Origin of the sequence: Streptomyces tricolor (assembly GCF_002155905.1) — a bacterium.
Lineage (GTDB): Bacteria > Actinomycetota > Actinomycetes > Streptomycetales > Streptomycetaceae > Streptomyces > Streptomyces tricolor.
The window spans coordinates 15,689-28,907 of sequence record NZ_MUMF01000133.1; the positions used below are offsets into that span (position 1 = coordinate 15,689).

14 protein-coding genes are annotated in these 13,219 nt (G+C 69.5%); 9 read left to right on the forward strand and 5 right to left on the reverse strand.

Going from position 1 to position 13,219, the window contains the following annotated elements; genetic code table 11:
* Nucleotides 1-640: 640 nt before the first annotated feature.
* Nucleotides 641-2,599, reverse strand: a complete 1,959-nt coding sequence (gene dnaA, locus CCN44_RS10890) for a chromosomal replication initiator protein DnaA (protein WP_086697498.1) — start codon at nucleotides 2,597-2,599, stop codon at nucleotides 641-643.
* A 371-nt stretch (nucleotides 2,600-2,970) separates the two neighbouring features.
* Between dnaA and rpmH the strand changes: the two genes are divergently transcribed.
* From rpmH to CCN44_RS10935, 9 genes are all read left to right on the forward strand, one after another.
* Nucleotides 2,971-3,108, forward strand: coding sequence for a 50S ribosomal protein L34 (gene rpmH / locus CCN44_RS10895; protein ID WP_003956500.1), 138 nt, complete (start codon nucleotides 2,971-2,973; stop codon nucleotides 3,106-3,108).
* 21 nt (nucleotides 3,109-3,129) lie between these two features.
* Complete coding sequence (gene rnpA / locus CCN44_RS10900) at nucleotides 3,130-3,501, forward strand: ribonuclease P protein component (RefSeq protein WP_079080991.1); 372 nt, start codon at nucleotides 3,130-3,132, stop codon at nucleotides 3,499-3,501.
* Nucleotides 3,498-3,863: a membrane protein insertion efficiency factor YidD gene (gene yidD / locus CCN44_RS10905; RefSeq protein WP_079080990.1), complete on the forward strand. Its 366-nt coding sequence runs from the start codon at nucleotides 3,498-3,500 to the stop codon at nucleotides 3,861-3,863. The genes rnpA and yidD overlap by 4 nt, the downstream gene beginning before the upstream one ends.
* A gap of 3 nt (nucleotides 3,864-3,866) precedes the next feature.
* On the forward strand, nucleotides 3,867-5,138 hold the full coding sequence (yidC, locus tag CCN44_RS10910) for a membrane protein insertase YidC (RefSeq protein ID WP_086697499.1): 1,272 nt from the start codon (nucleotides 3,867-3,869) through the stop codon (nucleotides 5,136-5,138).
* Nucleotides 5,139-5,153: 15 nt separating this feature from the next.
* Nucleotides 5,154-5,666 (forward strand): Jag family protein, encoded by a 513-nt coding sequence (locus CCN44_RS10915; RefSeq protein WP_059250037.1) that lies wholly within the window; start codon nucleotides 5,154-5,156, stop codon nucleotides 5,664-5,666.
* Nucleotides 5,667-5,783: 117 nt separating this feature from the next.
* Complete coding sequence (rsmG, locus tag CCN44_RS10920; protein WP_059250036.1) at nucleotides 5,784-6,500, forward strand: 16S rRNA (guanine(527)-N(7))-methyltransferase RsmG; 717 nt, start codon at nucleotides 5,784-5,786, stop codon at nucleotides 6,498-6,500.
* A 323-nt stretch (nucleotides 6,501-6,823) separates the two neighbouring features.
* Nucleotides 6,824-7,897 carry a ParA family protein gene (locus CCN44_RS10925; RefSeq protein ID WP_079080989.1) on the forward strand — a complete coding sequence of 358 codons (1,074 nt, stop codon included), beginning with the start codon at nucleotides 6,824-6,826 and terminating at the stop codon, nucleotides 7,895-7,897.
* Nucleotides 7,894-8,994 carry a ParB/RepB/Spo0J family partition protein gene (locus CCN44_RS10930; protein WP_086697500.1) on the forward strand — a complete coding sequence of 367 codons (1,101 nt, stop codon included), beginning with the start codon at nucleotides 7,894-7,896 and terminating at the stop codon, nucleotides 8,992-8,994. The genes CCN44_RS10925 and CCN44_RS10930 overlap by 4 nt, the downstream gene beginning before the upstream one ends.
* Before the next feature lie 229 nt (nucleotides 8,995-9,223).
* On the forward strand, nucleotides 9,224-9,841 hold the full coding sequence (locus CCN44_RS10935) for a GNAT family N-acetyltransferase (protein WP_059250033.1): 618 nt from the start codon (nucleotides 9,224-9,226) through the stop codon (nucleotides 9,839-9,841).
* 64 nt (nucleotides 9,842-9,905) lie between these two features.
* Here the strand turns inward: CCN44_RS10935 and trxA are convergent, their stop codons facing one another.
* From trxA to sigM, 4 genes are all read right to left on the reverse strand, one after another.
* Nucleotides 9,906-10,238 carry a thioredoxin gene (trxA, locus tag CCN44_RS10940; protein WP_059250032.1) on the reverse strand — a complete coding sequence of 111 codons (333 nt, stop codon included), beginning with the start codon at nucleotides 10,236-10,238 and terminating at the stop codon, nucleotides 9,906-9,908.
* Nucleotides 10,239-10,287: 49 nt separating this feature from the next.
* Nucleotides 10,288-11,256, reverse strand: coding sequence for a thioredoxin-disulfide reductase (gene trxB / locus CCN44_RS10945; RefSeq protein ID WP_086697501.1), 969 nt, complete (start codon nucleotides 11,254-11,256; stop codon nucleotides 10,288-10,290).
* A 152-nt stretch (nucleotides 11,257-11,408) separates the two neighbouring features.
* A complete protein-coding gene (locus CCN44_RS10950) occupies nucleotides 11,409-12,341 on the reverse strand; it encodes a hypothetical protein (protein WP_086697502.1) in 933 nt (310 codons plus the stop codon).
* A complete protein-coding gene (sigM, locus tag CCN44_RS10955; RefSeq protein ID WP_237481309.1) occupies nucleotides 12,338-13,060 on the reverse strand; it encodes an RNA polymerase sigma factor SigM in 723 nt (240 codons plus the stop codon). Before sigM ends, CCN44_RS10950 begins: the two co-directional genes overlap by 4 nt.
* Nucleotides 13,061-13,219: the final 159 nt, after the last annotated feature.

Below are 13,219 nucleotides of genomic sequence, written 5' to 3' on the forward strand. Positions count from 1 at the left end.
CCGCCCGCGTTGTCGATCTTCGCGTTGTCCACAGCCTGTGGAGATCCTTTGTCCACGATTCCACAGGCCCCTGAGCTGGGCAGAAGCTCCCAGCTCAGCTTCCCTGTGGACACAGTTCGGGACAACTCCGCAGTCCCCAGGATGTGGACGGAAGAAAGTCACCGAATCTGTGGAGAGTGGCCGTAACCAGGCAGCTAATCGAACACAGGATGACGAACAGAAAACCCCCACAGCGCCGCCCCACCACGCCTCCGCGGCCACGAGCGGCCCCCACAGCCACGGAACCGGCGCCTCCACGGCCGCGAGCGCCCCTTCGCAACCGCGGGCAGCGACGCTCCGCGACCACTGGCCGCGGGCAGCCCGCGTTGCTGCGGGCAGATGTCCTTGCTGGGGCGGTGCTCGCCGGACAGCCGCCGTCGAACCCGCGTAGCTGCGGGCAGTCCTGCCGCTGGGGGCGGCACAGGTGGGCGCTGGGGGTACGCCCTGCTCGAAGAACTTGGGGGAAGCACCCTGCCGGCGCGGGTGAGCGACCCCGCCCCCGCCCGGCCGCCAGCAGCGGTGCCGTACGCGAAAGGGCGCCCCGGGACGCGTAGCCCCGAGGCGCCCTCGACGTCGCCGTACGGCCGGCCTCAGCCGATCGTCAGCCGTTCTTGATGCGGTTGGTCAGCTCGGTGACCTGGTTGTAGATCGACCGCCGCTCGGCCATCAACGCCCGGATCTTGCGGTCGGCGTGCATCACCGTCGTATGGTCCCGCCCACCGAACTGCGCACCGATCTTCGGCAACGACAGATCCGTCAGCTCCCGGCACAGGTACATCGCGATCTGCCGGGCCGTGACCAGCTGCCGCCCCCGCGAGCTGCCGCACAGATCGTCGACCGTGAGCCCGAAGTAGTCCGCGGTCGCCGCCATGATGGCCGTCGCCGTGATCTCCGGCGTCGAGTCCTCGCCCCCGGGGATCAGGTCCTTCAGGACGATCTCGGTCAGCCCGAGGTCCACCGGCTGCCGGTTGAGCGACGCGAACGCCGTCACCCGGATCAGCGCGCCCTCCAGCTCACGGATGTTGCGCGAGATGCGGGAGGCGATGAACTCCAGCACCTCCGGCGGGGCGTTGAGCTGCTCCTGGACCGCCTTCTTGCGGAGGATCGCGATACGCGTCTCCAGCTCCGGCGGCTGCACGTCGGTGATCAGGCCCCACTCGAAACGGTTCCGCAGCCGGTCCTCCAGCGTGACGAGCTGCTTGGGCGGCCGGTCGCTGGACAGCACGATCTGCTTGTTGGCGTTGTGGAGCGTGTTGAAGGTGTGGAAGAACTCCTCCTGCGTCGACTCCTTGTCCGCGAGGAACTGGATGTCGTCGACGAGCAGGATGTCCATCTCGCGGTAGCGCTTGCGGAAGCTGTCGCCCTTGCCGTCGCGGATGGAGTTGATGAACTCGTTGGTGAACTCCTCCGAGCTGACGTACCGCACGCGCGTGCCCGGGTAGAGGCTGCGCGCGTAGTGCCCGATCGCGTGCAGCAGGTGCGTCTTGCCGAGCCCCGACTCCCCGTAGATGAACAGGGGGTTGTACGCCTTCGCCGGCGCCTCGGCGACCGCGACCGCCGCCGCGTGCGCGAAGCGGTTGGAGGCGCCGATGACGAACGTGTCGAACAGGTACTTCGGGTTCAGGCGCGCGGTCGGCTCGCCGGGACCGCTCGCCGGCGCGGGCTGCGCGGCCGGCGGGCCGGGCGCGCCCGCCGAGGGCATGTCCGGGCGGCCGGGGCCGCCGCGGTGCGCCGGGGGTTCGGGCAGCTCACGGCGGACCGGGTCACGCTGGTCGTACTCGGTGCGCGAGGGGTCGTACTCGGGGCGCGCGGACTCGTAGTCCGGGCGTGCGGAGTCGTAGTCGGGGCGCGCCGGCTCGTACTCCGCGCGCGGAGTGTCGTAGTCGCCGCGCTGCTGCTCGTACGGCGGCCGGTCCATGCCCTGCGGGCGGTAGTCCTGGGACGGCGAGCCGTAGGCGTCCTGGGAGGACGGCGAGGCGTACGGGTCCCGCTCGGGGAAGCCGAGCCGGGGCTGCTGCCAGCCGTACTCGTCCTGCGCCGGGCGCGGCCAGGCGCCGGGCTCGGGGCGGTGGTACTCGGACGGGTAGGCCGGGCGGACGGTGGGCAGCTGGTCCGGGCGGGCGGACGGGAGCTGCTCGGGGCGCGGCTCGGTGCCGGGGAGCTGGTCGGCGCCGCCGCGGTGGCGGCCGTAGCCCTCGTACGGCCCCGAGGGCAGCTCGGGCTCCTCGTAGCGCGGCTTCGGGGTCTGCTGGGCGGGAGGCGCCGCGGGCGCCGGCGGTTCGCCCGCCGAGTCGTCCACGGTGATCGCGATCCGGATGGGACGGCCGCACTCACGGCTCAGGGTCTCGCTGACGATCGGTGCGAGACGGCCCTCCAGGACGCCCTTCGCGAATTCGTTCGGCACGGCGAGCAGGGCGGTGTCCGCGACCAGCGCGAGCGGCTGGCAGCGCCGGATCCAGTGCTCGTCCTTTGCCTCCACACCCTGTCCGCGGCCCTCCCCGAGGAGCTGCTCCAGTACGCGTGGCCACACTGCGGCAAGATCGGCAGGTACGTCAGCCACAGGGCACGCTCTCTCACAGGTCCCACGAACGTGTGGTTCAGGGACGGGTCGGGATGAAAATCGGGTCGGGCGGGGATAAGGGAACGAATCGGAGTTCAGCCACGGTAGTCAGCGCGGCGGGTACGGTTCAAGTTGTTGTCCCCAGCCTGTGGATAGTGTCTCCCCGCGACCCTCGGTTTGACCGGATGGCGTAGCCCCGCGTACCGTAACCAGGTCGAGTTGTCGATGGCTGCTGCCGCCTGCCTCCGATGGGCACAGGTCACGTCAGGTGATCGGGAAGCGGTGCACTCGGGCGTGACGCGAGCTACTCGTGGGCGCACGGTGACAGCCAGGACGGCACCCCGCCACTACCGATTTTCTGGAGCCCCCGAGTGAGCAAGCGCACCTTCCAGCCGAACAACCGTCGTCGCGCGAAGACCCACGGCTTCCGGCTGCGTATGCGCACCCGTGCCGGCCGCGCGATTCTCGCGTCCCGCCGTAGCAAGGGTCGCGCCCGCCTGTCCGCCTGATCCCGATCAGGTCATGACGTCGTGCTGCCCACCGAGAACCGGCTGAGGCGGCGCGAGGACTTCGCGACCGCGGTACGACGGGGCCGCCGGGCCGGACGCCCGACGCTCGTCGTCCACCTTCGTAGCGGTGCCACGGACCCGCACGCGCCAGGGGAGAGCGCTCCCCCGACGCGTGCGGGTTTCGTCGTGAGCAAGGCCGTGGGTGGCGCGGTCGTGCGCAACACAGTGAAGCGCAGACTGCGCCATCTGATGCGTGACCGAGTCGCCCTCTTTCCCCCCGGTAGCCTGGTAGTCGTACGAGCGCTGCCCGGAGCGGGCGACGCAGACCACGCACAGCTGGCCCGAGACCTGGACGCCGCCCTCGAGCGGCTGCTGGGAGGGGGCGCGCGATGAAGTACCCGCTGCTGGCTCTGATCAAGCTGTACCAGTGGACGATCAGTCCGCTGCTGGGGCCGGTATGCAAGTACTACCCGTCGTGCTCCCACTACGGCTACACGGCCATCGACCGGCACGGTGCGATCAAGGGAACGGCACTCACGGCCTGGCGCATCCTCCGGTGCAATCCGTGGTCGCTCGGCGGTGTGGACCATGTTCCGCCGCGTAAGCGTCCGCGGTGGCACGAAATGCTGCGCAACGCCTGGCGCGCACGCAGGGGCGGGCCCTCCGCCGCCGAACCGGCCACCGAAGCGAAGCTTGTTCGCGAGTCTCCTTCGAGCCCGGCCGCAGAGACCTCGTCCCATGCCCAAGGAGCATGATTAGTGGACACGATTGCCAGCCTCTTCAGCTTCATCACGACACCCGTCTCATGGGTCATCGTCCAGTTCCACACGGTGTACGGCGCCATCTTCGGACCTGACACCGGGTGGGCCTGGGGCCTGTCCATCGTGTCCCTGGTGATCCTCATCCGCATCTGCCTGATCCCGCTCTTCGTGAAGCAGATCAAGGCCACGCGCGCGATGCAGACGCTCCAGCCGGAGATGAAGAAGATCCAGGAGCGCTACAAGAACGACCGGCAGCGCCAGTCCGAAGAGATGATGAAGCTGTACAAGGAGTCGGGCACCAACCCGCTCTCCTCGTGCCTTCCCATCCTGGCGCAGTCCCCGTTCTTCTTCGCCCTGTACCACGTCCTCAACGGCATCGCGTCGAACAAGACCATCGGCGTGATCGACCAGGGTCTGCTGGAGAGCGCGCAGAAGGCGCACATCTTCGGTGCCCCGCTGGCGGCCAAGTTCTTCAGCAGTGAGAGCCAGATCACCGCGCTCGGCGCCTCGCTGACCGACGTCCGCGTCGTCACCGCGATCATGATCGTGCTGATGTCGGCGTCGCAGTTCTACACGCAGCGCCAGCTGATGACGAAGAACGTCGACACCACGGTGAAGACGCCGTTCATGCAGCAGCAGAAGATGCTGATGTACGTCTTCCCGGTCATGTTCGCCGTCTTCGGTGTGAACTTCCCGGTCGGTGTCCTCGTCTACTGGCTGACCACCAACGTGTGGACCATGGGCCAGCAGATGTACGTCATCCACAACAACCCGACCCCGGGCTCCAAGGCCCAGGCCGCCTACCTGGAGCGCCTGACCAAGCACGTCACGCAGCACGGCAAGGTCCGCCGGCGCAGCGAGAAGGCCATCGTCAAGGCGATCGTCGCCAAGGGCCGCGACCGCAACGAGTTCGAGCGCAAGTTCATCAACGCGCTGAACAAGGCCGGCCTCGCCGCCCAGGCCGACGGCAGCGTGGCGAAGAGCGTGGCCCAGGCCACGGCGGAGACCGAGGAGGGCGTGGTCACCGGCACCGCCACGACCGCCGCCGGCCGCCGCCAGCAGCCCAAGCGGCAGAGCAAGGCCCAGCGCCAGTCCGGCGGGCCCAAGCAGGCGGGCGACGGTCCGTCGCTGGAGAAGTCCGAGCCGGAGGACGCCAAGCCCGCCGCCGCCAAGCAGCCCCAGAAGCCCGGCTCCGGCACCCGCAGCAAGGCCCAGTCCGGCCAGCGCAAGGGTGGTCCGCAGCGGCCCAAGTCCCCGTCCAAGAAGTAAGAAGGAGCCCATCCCGTGACGGAAGGCACCACCTCCGCCGCTGCCGAGGGTGCAGACACCCTCACCCGCCTGGAGCAGGAGGGTGAGATCGCGGCGGACTACCTGGAGGGTCTGCTGGACATCGCCGACCTCGACGGCGACATCGACATGGACGTCGAGGCCGACCGCGCCTCCGTGTCGATCATCAGCGACACCGGCAGCCGCGACCTGCAGAAGCTGGTCGGCCGGGACGGCGAGGTGCTGGAGGCGCTCCAGGAGTTGACGCGCCTGGCGGTGCACCGGGAGACCGGCGACCGCAGCCGGCTCATGCTGGACATCGCGGGGTACCGGGCCAGGAAGCGGTCCGAGCTGTCCGAGCTGGGCGCCAAGGCCGCCGCCGAGGTGAAGAGCAGCGGCGAGCCCGTGAAGCTCAAGCCGATGACCCCGTTCGAGCGCAAGGTCGTGCACGACGCGGTCAAGGCCGCGGGACTGCGCAGCGAGTCCGAGGGCGAGGAGCCGCAGCGCTTCGTCGTCGTGCTGCCCGCCTGATCGGTCCCCTCGTTCCACCGGCCCCGTCTGTTGAGCAGGCGGGGCCGAATTTTGTCAGCCTGGTAGTTCTGGTGGCCGGCGCGCGAAGCGCCGGCGCTGTACGGAAGGACGGTCCCCGTGACGGAGGCAGCGGAGCTTCCCCCCGCGCCCGAACAGGCGCGGGAAGTGTTTGGTGATCGCTTCGCCGATGCGGTGCGCTATGCGGAGCTGCTCGCCGAGGCGGGCGTGCAGCGGGGCCTCATCGGCCCGCGGGAAGTGCCCCGCCTGTGGGAACGGCACCTGCTGAACTGTGCGGTGCTCTCCGAGGCCGTCCCGGAGGGAGTGACGGTCTGTGACGTCGGCTCCGGTGCCGGGCTGCCGGGCATCCCGCTGGCCCTGGTCCGCGACGACCTGAACATCACCCTGTTGGAGCCCCTGCTGCGGCGCACCAACTTCCTGACCGAGGTCGTCGAGCTGCTCGGCCTGGATCATGTCACCGTGGTGCGCGGCCGGGCCGAGGAGGTCCTGGGCAAGCTGCCTCCCGTCCACGTGGTGACCGCCCGGGCCGTGGCCCCGCTGGACCGCCTGGCCGCCTGGGGCATCCCGCTGCTGCGGCCGTACGGCGAGATGCTCGCGCTCAAGGGCGACACCGCCGAGGAGGAGCTGAAGGCCGCAGCCACCGCCCTCAGCAAGCTGGGTGCCGTGGAGACGTCCATCCTGCATGTGGGTGAGGGCGTGGTGGATCCGCTGTCCACGGTCGTGCGGGTCGAGGTCGGGGAGAGCCCGGGGGGTGTGCGCTTCGCGGCGAAGCGCGCCAAGGCGGCCCGTACCGGTCGCGCCCGCCGTCGTCGGTGAGGCGGGGGACGGGCACCGCTGATCCGTCCTGACGACGAGACGTACTCCACACAAGCTGCCAAACCTACGCAAGCCGGAGTGTCGCGAAGGTCCGGTCGTAGCCGCTGTGCATCGTGTTTCACGTGAAACGTCGCTCACTGCTGCACGGCATCATCAGTCGTGGCCGCGCCGCGGCCGAACCTCGCGAGCGGAAGCCTCTCGGTTCCCTGGGAGAGGATCCCGTCTCCCCGGCCCGTCCATCCCCCTCCAGGGGCACAGAGTTGTCCACAGAGGGGGATTTCTCCACAGAAGACCAGACCTCACTGGTTCACGACCCCGAAGACATGGGAGGCTCTGTTCATTGCGAGCCTGAAGTCGAGGAGAGTGAATCCTTGCGGTCCGACGCCAACATCGCGGGACCGATGACCGATCCGGTCCCCGGTCCCCGTACCGAGTCGATGGGGACGGATGTTTCACGTGAAACACCGTCCCCGATGGACGACACTCCCATCGGTCGTGCGGCCCAACTGGCGGTGGAGGCTCTCGGCCGCGCCGGCGAAGGCCTGCCACGACCGGAGCAGACCCGAGTCATCGTGGTCGCCAACCAGAAGGGTGGCGTGGGCAAGACGACGACGACCGTCAACCTTGCCGCTTCGCTGGCTCTGCACGGTGCCCGCGTCCTGGTGATCGACCTCGACCCGCAGGGCAACGCGTCCACGGCCCTCGGGATCGACCATCACGCGGAAGTACCGTCCATCTACGACGTGTTGGTGGAGAGCAAGCCGCTCGCCGAGGTCGTTCAGCCCGTCCTCGATGTCGAAGGCCTCTTCTGCGCCCCCGCCACCATCGATCTCGCCGGTGCGGAGATCGAGCTGGTGTCCCTGGTGGCCCGGGAGAGCCGGCTGCAGCGAGCCATCCAGGCGTACGAGCAGCCGTTGGACTACATCCTCATCGACTGCCCGCCCTCGCTCGGCCTGCTGACGGTCAACGCGCTCGTCGCGGGCGCCGAGGTGCTCATCCCGATCCAGTGCGAGTACTACGCGCTGGAGGGCCTCGGCCAACTCCTGCGCAATGTCGACCTGGTGCGGGGGCACCTCAACCCCGCCCTGCATGTGTCGACCATCCTGCTCACCATGTACGACGGCCGGACGCGTCTCGCCTCCCAGGTCGCGGAAGAGGTGCGCAGCCACTTCGGTGACGAGGTGCTGCGGACGAGCATCCCCCGCTCCGTCCGTATCTCCGAGGCGCCGAGTTACGGGCAGACGGTGCTGACTTACGATCCTGGATCGAGCGGTGCCCTCTCCTATCTTGAGGCGGCCCGAGAAATCGCGCTGAGGGGCGTCGGCATCAGCTATGACGCGAGCCAGGCCCACATCGGCGCTCAGAAAGACCCGAGCATGGTGGAGGGGATGCAGTGAGCGAGCGACGGAGGGGTTTGGGTCGTGGTCTCGGCGCACTGATCCCCGCGGCCCCGACCGAGAAGACCCCGGCCCCGGCGGCGATGGGGGGCGGAGCGACCACCTCCCCCGCATCCGTCCCGGTGCTGACGACCGACCGGGGAGTGGCCGCGGCGAAGGTGGCCACGCTGCCGCCGGTCGTCCAGGAAACCGAGGCGGCTCCGGCAAGCCCGGCGGTGGAGGTCCCCGCACCTCCGATGGGTGCCCACTTCGCCGAGATCCCCCTCGACGCCATCACCCCGAACCCACGCCAGCCGCGTGAGATCTTCGACGAGGACGCGCTCCAGGAGCTGGTCACCTCCATCAAGGAGGTCGGTCTCCTCCAGCCCGTCGTCGTACGGCAGCTGGGGCCGGGCCGCTATGAGCTGATCATGGGCGAGCGCCGCTGGCGTGCCTGCCGCGAGGCCGGTCTGGAGGCCATCCCCGCCATCGTCCGCGCCACGGAGGACGAGAAGCTCCTCCTGGACGCGTTGCTGGAGAACCTGCACCGCGCGCAGCTGAACCCGATCGAAGAGGCCGCTGCCTATGACCAGCTGCTGAGGGACTTCAACTGCACGCACGACCAGCTGGCCGACCGGATCGGGCGTTCCCGCCCGCAGGTCTCGAACACTCTGCGGCTGCTGAAGCTCTCCCCGACCGTGCAGAAGCGGGTGGCCGCCGGGGTGCTCTCGGCCGGCCATGCGCGGGCGCTGCTGGCCGTCGAGGACTCGGAGGAGCAGGACCGGCTGGCGCACCGGATCGTGGCCGAGGGGCTGTCGGTGCGGTCCGTGGAAGAGATCGTGACGCTGATGGGCTCGCGCCCGCAGAAGTCCTCGCGCTCCCGGGGTCCCCGGGCCGGGTCCGTGCCCTCGCCGGCGCTGAGCGAACTGGCCACGCGACTCTCGGACCGCTTCGAGACGCGGGTGAAGGTCGAGCTGGGTCAGAAGAAGGGCAAGATCACCGTCGAGTTCGCCTCCGCGGACGACCTCGAAAGGATCCTCAGCACGCTCGCCCCGGGCGAGAAGCTGGCCCTCCAGAAGAGCCTCCAGGAGAGCGACGGCGAGGAGACCGACGACTGATCCTCGGGGAGGCGGCGCCTGATCCTGGGGCGATCCGCCCGGCGAGGCGGTGGAGCGGGCCGTGTCCGGTGTGTACCGGAACACGGCCCGCTCTTTGCTTTGCGACGGTATCGAGTGAATCCGATCGTGGATACGATGCGATCAGATAGGGCACATCCATCGGACAGCGTCTGCCCGCTGTGACAGCCGCTCGCGCTGCGGCGGGCGAAGGAAGCGAGGATCAGCCTTCATGGGGCGTCGGCTCGTGCCGCTCACGCTGGACAACCTTCAGGACCTTCCCCATCGCTGCCGCTCCTGCGTCTTCTGGGAGCTGGACCCGGTCAGCGGCGAAGCGGCAGTGAAGGCGGGCACCTCCGCGCTGGAGAAGGAAGGCTGGATCTCCGCCGTCCTGCTGGACTGGGGATCGTGCGGCCGGGTGGTGTACGTCGATGACGTACCGGCCGGGTTCGTCCTCTACGCTCCGCCGGCCTACGTCCCCCGCTCGACGGCCTTCCCCACGAGCCCGGTGTCGCCGGACGCCGTCCAGCTGATGACGGCCTTCGTCATGCCCGGCTATCAGGGGCAGGGGCTGGGCCGGGTGCTGGTGCAGGCGGTCGCCAAGGATCTGCTGCGCCGGGGCTTCAAGGCGATCGAGGCGTTCGGAGACGCCCGCTGGAAGGAGCCGGCCTGTCTGCTGCCCGCCGATCATTTGCTGGCCGTGGGCTTCAAGACGGTCCGCCAGCACCCCACGCACCCCCGGCTCCGGCTGGAGCTGCGGTCCACGCTCTCCTGGAAGGAAGATGTGGAGATGGCACTCGACCGACTCCTGGGGGCAGTCCAGAAGGAGCCGGCGCTGAGACCTCTGTAGTCCTGGGCCTACGCGAAGGGGCCGACCCCTGGAGGGTCGGCCCCTTCGCGTTTCACGTGAAACGTCACGCGGTGATGAACTCTTCGAGGTCGCGGAGAAGCGCGGCCTTCGGCTTGGCACCGACGATGGTCTTGGTGACCTCGCCGCCCTGGTAGACGCTCAGCGTCGGGATGGACATGACGCCGTACTTCGCGGCCGTGCCCGGGTTCTCGTCGATGTTGAGCTTGACGATCTCGATCTTGTCACCGTGCTCGGCGGCGATCGCCTCGAGCGACGGGGCGATCTGACGGCACGGGCCGCACCACTCTGCCCAGAAGTCCACGAGGACGGGCTTGTCGTTCTTGAGGACTTCCTGCTCGAAGGAGTCGTCGGTCACAATCTTCAGGTTGCCGGCCACGGTGGGCTCCTTACCTTGGTCGTGCGGTGGGGCGAGGGGAGAGGGAAGGTCAGACGGCGGTCTTCTCGGGCTCCGCCTGGTCCTCGTCCGCGAGGGCGGCGAGGAAGCGCTCGGCGTCCAGAGCGGCGGAGCAGCCGGTGCCGGCCGCGGTGATCGCCTGACGGTAGGTGTGGTCGACCACGTCACCAGCGGCGAAGACACCGGTCACGTTGGTGCGGGTGGACGGGGCGGCGACCTTCAGGTAGCCCTCCTCGTCCAGGTCCAGCTGGCCCTTGAACAGCTCGGTGCGCGGGTCGTGGCCGATCGCGATGAACAGACCCGTCACGGGCAGCTCGGACAGCTCGCCGGTCTTGACGTTGCGCAGCTTCAGGCCGGAGAGCTTCTGGTCGCCCTGGATCTCGGCGACCTCGCTGTCCCAGATGAACTTGATCTTCGGGTCACCGAAGGCGCGTTCCTGCATTGCCTTGGAGGCGCGCAGGGTGTCCCGTCGGTGCACGACCGTCACGGACTTGGCGAACCGCGAGAGGAAGGTGGCCTCCTCCATCGCGGTGTCGCCACCGCCGATCACGGCGATGTCGTGGTCCCTGAAGAAGAACCCGTCACAGGTGGCGCACCAGGAGACACCACGGCCGGAGAGTGCGTCCTCGTTCGGCAGGCCCAGCTTGCGGTGCTGGGAGCCGGTGGTGACGATGACGGCCTTCGCCCGGTGGACCGTGCCCGCGGTGTCGGTGACGGTCTTGATCTCACCGGTCAGGTCGACGGAGACGATGTCGTCCGGAACCAGCTCGGCACCGAAGCGCTCAGCCTGGGCCCGCATGTTGTCCATGAGGTCGGGGCCCATGATGCCGTCGCGGAAGCCCGGGAAGTTCTCCACCTCGGTGGTGTTCATCAGCGCACCACCCGCGGTGACGGCGCCTTCGAACACCAGGGGCTTCAGCGACGCACGGGCGGTGTACAGCGCCGCCGTGTAGCCTGCGGGCCCGGAGCCGATGATGATCACGTTACGGACGTCGCTCACGGCTTGATTCCTCGTCTCTGGTCTGCGTCAGTCGACCGGCGGGAGCCCCTTTCAGGACTCTCACCCCACCCAACGGATCCTACGGGGCCCGCATTCCCGGTGTGTCCGGGCACACGCGTGCCCGGGGGCGACCGAAGGAGTGTTCCAGCGACTCAGGGACGCGCGACGGACTGCTTCAGCAGAACCGTGCCTGCCGAAGCGGGCTGCTGGTGGACGCAGGCCGCGTCGACCACGTAGGCGGTGACCCGCTTGTCGTCCCGGGCATCGGCCACGACGACGAGGTAGGCGGACTTCCCCGCGTACGTGCCGGTCTTGGCGCCCAGGACGTCCGTGCTCTGGCGGAGCGCTTGCCGGACGCAGTCGGGGACCGGAACCGCCGTCTGGACCAGGGTGTTCGGCCCCTCGGTCGAGCCGGACGTGTCCGACCCCCCGTCGCCGGTGTTCTGCCGGGGCTTCTCGCTGCCCCGTTGCAGCCCCTTCTTGGTGGTGAGGAGGGCCTGTGCCTGGTGCTGCACGCTGTCACCGGAGAAGGTCTCGGCGGAAGGGGTCGGGGTCCCATGGGCCGCTGTCTCGTCGCCGTTGTCGGCGAGCGACGTCAGCACCAGGCTTCCGGCGCCCAGCACCGCGGCCGTGAGGACGGCGCCCAGGACGAACCGGCCGCGTCGCCGCCCCCGCGGGGAGTCCTTGCGGCCCGGCCCGGTCGCCGCACGCGGACGGCCTGCGGGGCGGTCGGCAGGCTGATCGGCGAGGGGACCCGTGGGGCGGCCCGTGAGGAGATCACCGGCAGGCGATGTTTCACGTGAAACATGACCGGTGGTGTCCTCGCCGGCGGAAGCCAGTGACGCCTCGGCGGCAAGGGCGGCGTCGATGCGCGCGGCCACATCGGCCGGCATCCGCTCCGGCCCGGGCATGGAGCCCAGCAGACCCTGGATCTCCTCCAGGGAGGCGTACACGTCCGCGCACGGCTCGCACCCGTCCAGATGGAGCCGCACATCCGTACTGCGGTCCGGTGGAAGCAGGCCCTCGGTGAGGTCGGAGATCTCCGCGACATCCGGGTGCCCGGCCGTGTCTGTCGTGGAAGTCACGCTCGCCCACCTCCGCCCTTCACTACGGCTGAATCGCTCGGTCCCGCTTCCTTGGGGCGCCCGCTCGGGGGCCCCGTCGCCGGTGGGACGGATGGCCCCTGCCCGCGGTTCCGTCCTCGGCCGGTTTCTTTCCCGGATCCGGTACCGCCCGCTCGGGGGTCGCCGGTGCCTTCCGGTCGCAGATGGGTGAGTAGGGGGAGCAGTCTGGCCCTGCCGCGGGCGCACCGGCTCTTCACCGTGCCCGTCGGGACGTCGAGGATCCGCGCGGCCTCCGCCACGGGGTAGCCCTGCATGTCCACCAGGACCAGAGCGGCCCGCTGCTCCGGCGGAAGGGTGCCGAGAGCTTCGAGGAGCTGACGGTGCACGTCGTTCCGCTCGGCCGGGGCCGAGGCGGACTCGTGCGGCTCCAGCAGCTGCTCCAGCCGCTCGGTGTCGTCGACCGGAGCCGTCTTCCGCGAGGCCGCCTTCCGCGCGCGGTCCAGGCAGGCGTTCACCGTGATCCGGTGCAGCCAGGTCGTGACGGCGGACTGGCCGCGGAAGGTGTGGGCGGCCCGGTAGGCCGACACCAGGGCGTCCTGCACCGCGTCAGCGGCCTCCTCACGGTCCCCCAGGGTCCGCAGGGCGACCGCCCAGAGCCGGTCCCGGTGCCGCCTGACGATCTCACCGAAGGCCTCGGGGTCGCCGTCCACGTGGCGGGCGAGCAGGTCCGCATCCGTCACCTCGGTGTCGATGTGATCACCTCTCGCGCCCCGGCCCTTCCCGCAACGGCAACAGTTTTTGCTTTCCCCCGGGGGCAGTCAAGGGCCTCTGATCCAGCGCCCGATGGTGAAAAGGGGTGGTTTTCCTCTCCGTCGCCGAAGAGGAAAACCACCCCTTTT